The sequence below is a fragment of the Limnobacter sp. CACIAM 66H1 genome (assembly GCF_001601825.1).
GTDB lineage: Bacteria > Pseudomonadota > Gammaproteobacteria > Burkholderiales > Burkholderiaceae_B > Limnobacter.
This window is the reverse complement of the sequence record NZ_LUJK01000080.1, coordinates 1-6037: the sequence shown is the minus strand read 5'-3', so window position 1 is coordinate 6037 and position 6037 is coordinate 1. Positions and strand designations below refer to the sequence as shown.

Annotated in this window: 3 protein-coding genes, 3 tRNA genes and 3 rRNA genes (1 of these 9 cut by a window edge); 7 read left to right on the top strand and 2 right to left on the bottom strand. The window is 54.0% G+C overall.

All coding sequences use genetic code 11. The features are described from left to right. The 4 genes from A0129_RS15090 to A0129_RS15075 all read left to right on the top strand — a co-directional run. Positions 1-360, top strand: a 16S ribosomal RNA gene (locus A0129_RS15090); it begins 1784 nt to the left of the window's first position. 337 nt (positions 361-697) lie between these two features. Then, positions 698-774 (top strand) — tRNA-Ile (locus tag A0129_RS15085). Between the two features lie 54 nt (positions 775-828). After that, a tRNA-Ala gene (locus tag A0129_RS15080) sits at positions 829-904 on the top strand. Between the two features lie 539 nt (positions 905-1443). Further along, a 23S ribosomal RNA gene (locus A0129_RS15075) occupies positions 1444-4330 on the top strand. Positions 4331-4332: 2 nt separating this feature from the next. Here the strand turns inward: A0129_RS15075 and A0129_RS15070 are convergent. Then, positions 4333-4557: a hypothetical protein gene (locus A0129_RS15070; RefSeq protein WP_291716224.1), complete on the bottom strand. Its 225-nt coding sequence runs from the start codon at positions 4555-4557 to the stop codon at positions 4333-4335. An 18-nt stretch (positions 4558-4575) separates the two neighbouring features. Here A0129_RS15070 and rrf point away from each other — a divergent pair. From rrf to A0129_RS15055, 3 genes are all read left to right on the top strand, one after another. Beyond that, positions 4576-4690, top strand: a 5S ribosomal RNA gene (rrf, locus tag A0129_RS15065). The 16S, 23S and 5S rRNA genes sit together here with 3 tRNA genes alongside, the layout of an rRNA operon. A gap of 209 nt (positions 4691-4899) precedes the next feature. Next, positions 4900-4976, top strand: a tRNA-Met gene (locus A0129_RS15060). Between the two features lie 127 nt (positions 4977-5103). Continuing rightward, positions 5104-5340 (top strand): hypothetical protein, encoded by a 237-nt coding sequence (locus tag A0129_RS15055; RefSeq protein WP_291716223.1) that lies wholly within the window; start codon positions 5104-5106, stop codon positions 5338-5340. Here the strand turns inward: A0129_RS15055 and A0129_RS15050 are convergent. Further along, on the bottom strand, positions 5310-6037 hold a 728-nt coding region (locus A0129_RS15050; protein WP_291716222.1), incomplete at its 5' end, for a zinc ribbon domain-containing protein. The two genes, A0129_RS15055 and A0129_RS15050, sit on opposite strands and share 31 nt — an antisense overlap.

The following is a 6037-nucleotide window of genomic DNA, read 5'->3' as shown; positions in this document are numbered from 1 at the left end:
GGGGATGACGTCAAGTCCTCATGGCCCTTACGGGCTGGGCTACACACGTGCTACAATGGTGGTGACAGTGGGCAGCGAGACCGCGAGGTCGAGCTAATCTCCAAAAGCCATCTCAGTTCGGATTGCACTCTGCAACTCGAGTGCATGAAGTTGGAATCGCTAGTAATCGCGGATCAGCATGCCGCGGTGAATACGTTCCCGGGCCTTGTACACACCGCCCGTCACACCATGGGAGTTGGTTTTACCCGAAGGTAGTGCGCTAACCCGCAAGGGAGGCAGCTAACCACGGTAGGGTCAGCGACTGGGGTGAAGTCGTAACAAGGTAGCCGTAGGGGAACCTGCGGCTGGATCACCTCCTTTCTAAGGAAGCTGTGGAATTGGTAAGACGCCTGACCAGATCAGGATGAACCTTCCCGTGCTTTTTAGAACATAGATCGGACCAGTCAGGTCACGATCGAAAACGTAATACGCCGTGGAGATCTTAGGATCCGGACGGTATGGCGCAGATCGCCGTCCACGTTTCTCTTTCTTCAAAAGGATATGAACCTTTGGTTTGCGCTTCTTTTGCGCTCACGGGCTGTTCGCACCTTTGGTGCTGCCCTGCGCGAGGCGCGCCGGACGACCGGCGACGGACTATCGTCCTGTATGGCGATCGATTGGGCCTTGTGGCTTTTTTGGTTGCTTGAAGCCCAGGAATGGGCCCGTAGCTCAGTCGGTTAGAGCACACGCTTGATAAGCGTGGGGTCGGTAGTTCGAGTCTACCCGGGCCCACCATTTGGTTTGACTGTTCCCTTGACCCTGGCAGTGATGTCGGGTGTTGCGATGGTTGGGGCTGTAGCTCAGCTGGGAGAGCACCTGCTTTGCAAGCAGGGGGTCAGCGGTTCGATCCCGCTCAGCTCCACCAATCTCAATTTGGTGTCGAGAGGGCGGAGATATCCTTTGAAGAAATAAAAGTTTGCATCACTCGAATGAGTGCTGCCTGTTCTGCATACATTGTGAAGAGAAGATTGATCTGGAGGCTTCCAGGTGTGGGATTTGATCCCATGTCCGAGCCCGATCCTGATGAACCTTGTGATGGCCTAGCCGGCCGGATCTTGGGGAAGGGTCGGAGGTAGGTAGGAAGCTTGTCGCTCTGGATCGTTCGTTGTTGGTGGCTTTAAGTCACCTCTGATGAATGATCGGATTACCGTTGCCTGACCGCGCGGTACCGGATTTAATCTCGAGAAGCTGGTCTTAAAGATCTGGCACAAGTGAGCTGCTCGGCGTAGCTCCAATAAAGTGACCGGATCGAACACGTCGATGGCATCTGAATGGTCTGGTTGTAAAAGGTAGCCGGACTGGTGAGATGATAGGATTTAGGCAGTAGGCAGTAGGTTTTAGGATCTATTGGCTAATGCCTATTGGCTATTGTCTTTCCTATAGATGAGCATTGGCAATGAGAACGATTAAGTGTCGTAAGGGCATTTGGTGGATGCCTTGGCATGCACAGGCGAAGAAGGACGTGATACGCTGCGAAAAGCCGTGGGGAGCTGCGAATAAGCTTTGATCCATGGATATCCGAATGGGGAAACCCACCTTAAATGCTTGGAAAATCATTCTGGTAGACTAGTAACCTTGCAAGGGGCTTCCCTTACAGGGCGCTAGCCCGTCGGCGCTTATGCGCCGCGCCGTCCGCAGGCCTTTGGCCGTGAGGACAGTACCAAAATGGTTTCCAAGCATTGTGATAAGGTATCTAACCTTCGAATACATAGGGGTTAGAAGCGAACGCAGGGAACTGAAACATCTAAGTACCTGCAGGAAAGGACATCAACCGAGACTCCGCAAGTAGTGGCGAGCGAACGCGGACCAGGCCAGTGGCAATGAGGAATAAAGCTGAACAGGTTGGAAAGCCTGGCTATAGTGGGTGATAGCCCCGTAAGCGTAGAACACTCATTGTCCTTGAGTAAGGCGGGACACGTGAAATCCTGTCTGAACATGGGGAGACCACTCTCCAAGCCTAAGTACTCGTGCATGACCGATAGCGAACAAGTACCGTGAGGGAAAGGTGAAAAGCACCCCGACAAGGGGAGTGAAATAGAACCTGAAACCGGATGCCTACAAGCAGTCGGAGGGCGCAAGCCTGACGGCGTACCTTTTGTATAATGGGTCAACGACTTAGTGTAACTAGCAAGCTTAAGCCGGTAGGTGTAGGCGCAGCGAAAGCGAGTCTGAATAGGGCGATTTAGTTAGTTGCATTAGACCCGAAACCGAGTGATCTAGCCATGAGCAGGCTGAAGGTTGGGTAACACCAACTGGAGGGCCGAACCCGCATCTGTTGCAATAGATTGGGATGACTTGTGGCTAGGGGTGAAAGGCCAATCAAACTCGGAGATAGCTGGTTCTCCGCGAAATCTATTTAGGTAGAGCGTCGACCGAATACCCCAGGGGGTAGAGCACTGGATGGGCTATGGGGACTCACCGTCTTACTGATCCTAACCAAACTCCGAATACCTGGGAGTACTAGTCGGCAGACACACGGCGGGTGCTAACGTCCGTCGTGAAGAGGGCAACAACCCTGACCTCCAGCTAAGGTCCCCAAGTCATGGCTAAGTGGGAAAGGATGTGAGGATCCCAAAACAACCAGGATGTTGGCTTAGAAGCAGCCATCATTTAAAGAAAGCGTAACAGCTCACTGGTCTAAATAAGGGTCTTTGCGCCGAAAATGTAACGGGGCTAAAGCCATGCACCGAAGCTGAGGATGTGCAGCAATGCACGTGGTAGCGGAGCGTTCCGTAAGCCTGTGAAGGGGTACCTGTGAGGGGCCCTGGAGGTATCGGAAGTGCGAATGTTGACATGAGTAACGATAAAGGGGGTGAGAGACCCCCTCGCCGAAAGACCAAGGGTTCCTGCTTAAAGTTAATCTGAGCAGGGTTAGCCGGCCCCTAAGATGAGGCAGAAATGCGTAGTCGATGGGAACCACGTTAATATTCGTGGGCCTGGTGGTAGTGACGGATTGCGTAACTTGTTCACTCTTATTGGATTGAGTGGGCGGGGAAGCGGTTCCAGGAAATAGCTCCACCGTACAGACCGTACCCGAAACCGACACAGGTGGTCAGGTAGAGTATACCAAGGCGCTTGAGAGAACTATGTTGAAGGAACTCGGCAAATTGCACGCGTAACTTCGGAAGAAGCGTGACCCCTTTTGACGCAAGTCAGATGGGGTGGCACAGACCAGGGGGTAGCGACTGTTTATCAAAAACACAGGGCTCTGCGAAGTCGCAAGACGACGTATAGGGTCTGACGCCTGCCCGGTGCTGGAAGGTTAAGAGGAGAGGTGCAAGCTTTGAATCGAAGCCCCAGTAAACGGCGGCCGTAACTATAACGGTCCTAAGGTAGCGAAATTCCTTGTCGGGTAAGTTCCGACCTGCACGAATGGCGTAACGACTTCCCCGCTGTCTCCAACATAGACTCAGTGAAATTGAATTCCCCGTGAAGATGCGGGGTTCCTGCGGTCAGACGGAAAGACCCCGTGCACCTTTACTATAGCTTTACACTGGCATTCGTGTCGGCATGTGTAGGATAGGTGGTAGGCTTTGAAGCTCGGACGCCAGTTTGAGTGGAGCCATCCTTGAAATACCACCCTTATCGTCATGGATGTCTAACCGCGGTCCGTCATCCGGATCCGGGACAGTGTATGGTGGGTAGTTTGACTGGGGCGGTCGCCTCCGAAAGAGTAACGGAGGCGCGCGATGGTGGGCTCAGACCGGTCGGAAATCGGTCGTCGAGTGCAATGGCATAAGCCCGCCTGACTGCGAGACTGACAAGTCGAGCAGAGACGAAAGTCGGTCATAGTGATCCGGTGGTCCCGTGTGGAAGGGCCATCGCTCAACGGATAAAAGGTACGCCGGGGATAACAGGCTGATGACCCCCAAGAGTCCATATCGACGGGGTTGTTTGGCACCTCGATGTCGGCTCATCGCATCCTGGGGCTGGAGCAGGTCCCAAGGGTTTGGCTGTTCGCCAATTAAAGCGGTACGTGAGCTGGGTTCAGAACGTCGTGAGACAGTTCGGTCCCTATCTGCCGTGGGTGTAGGAATATTGACAGGATCTGTCCCTAGTACGAGAGGACCGGGATGGACATATCTCTGGTGGACCTGTTGTCGTGCCAACGGCATAGCAGGGTAGCTATATATGGAATGGATAACCGCTGAAGGCATCTAAGCGGGAAACCAACCTGAAAACGAGTATTCCCTATCAGGGCCGTGGAAGACGACCACGTTGATAGGACGGGTGTGGAAGTGCAGCAATGCATGAAGCTTACCGTTACTAATAGCCCGATTGGCTTGATCGTTCTCATTGCTTGTGCTCATCGAAGATGAGCAAAGCCATCTGTTTTGTCCTCACGCTGTCGCATCCTTCGGATGCTTCGCTGCGGACGGCGCGCGCCAAACCGGTATTTTGCCTTTGGCAAAAACCTGGGCGCGACGGCTTGTCAGCCTGTATGGGTGACATACCCATCGCTTGAAAAACAAAGACGTGTTCAAAGAAAACAGGCAAATGTCTGTACCAGCTTCTCATAACATTGCCCTTAGCTGACCTGGTGGTTATGGCGGGGTGGCTGCACCCGTTCCCATTCCGAACACGGCCGTGAAACGCCCCAGCGCCAATGGTACTTCGTCTCAAGACGCGGGAGAGTAGGTCGCTGCCAGGTCTGCTAAAGGCAATGTCTCAGCCAAATACGCTGAAAAAATCTTCTCATCACACTCTCGGCCCTGCCGAAATCAAAAGGGCCGCCAAAAGCGGTCCTTCTTGCTATGTAGAAAACCAACAAGGGCGCAAATCACCTGGGATTTGCTCCGGAAGTGCCGCAAACTCCTTAGAGTTTGCTCTGTCGGTATTTGCAAAGCAAATACCTGGTAACGCGGGGTGGAGCAGCCCGGTAGCTCGTCAGGCTCATAACCTGAAGGCCGCAGGTTCAAATCCTGCCCCCGCAACCACTGAGACTTGTAACCGACGCCATTGACCCTCCGCTTCCGCCATGGAAGCGTGAAAGCGCGTCACAAAGTCCAGCTTCTCCTCCGTCGTCCTGAACTCCCGTGCCTTCACCCGGCGCGTAAACTCCGCATGAAACGCACCGCGCTTTTGTGCCGTGTGCTCGTCAACTGCCTTGATCGAGGCGAGAATGGCAGCCAATCTGCCGTGTACAGTAAGCTCTGGGGTCTTGCCGTCAGCGGACGGCAACACGACGACCTTCTGGACCAGCTCCCTCAGAAAATTGAACTGTCCCGCAGCCACATCGTCTGCCGGATTGCCGTCTCTGGCAATGACCGTCATGGCATCGAAGGCGCTCTTGAGCATTGAAACATTGACTGTGATCTGCCTCGGCTCCCGACGGTGGCCACCGGCTTGTCCCCAAGTTTGCGCTCAAGTTCGATACGTTGCTCTTCGAACGGTGTGAGCATGTCATTGAAGACTCTGACGTCTGGATGACCAGTGAGCAAGCGCTCGGTGATCTGCTCTGCGATGACGTGTTTCTTCTGACTGACAACAGCCAGGTCTGCTTTGATCTTCTCCCGGTCCACCGATTGAGCCGTCGAGATACGCTCAATCTCTTTGTTCACTTCATCGATGATGCTTCTCGTGTTCTCGACTGAAAACAGGGGTGAGGGGATTGCCTTCAGGACGCGACGTTCGAGTTCGGCGCGTGCAATGGTCTTCGAGTTCGAACAGATCTGATCATCCAGATGCTCGATGGGAAGCTTCTTCTGACGGTTCGTGCATCCGTAGCGGTCCTCGGCCATGATCGCATAGGGGCCGCCGCAGATGCCGCATTCGATCCGTCCGCTGAATAGACACTGAGGTCGGTGTGCCTTGTTCAGACGGTTGTTAGTGGTGCGGTCGAATTCCTCAGCTGCCTGACGCTGTCTTGCCTTGACCTTGTTCCACAGTTCATCGCTGATGATCCGCAGATCAGGGCACTCCTGCACGACCCATTCTTCCTGATTGTTTGCGCGGGCTTCCCGTTTCTCGGTGTCGGGATTCTTGCTGAACCGCCGAC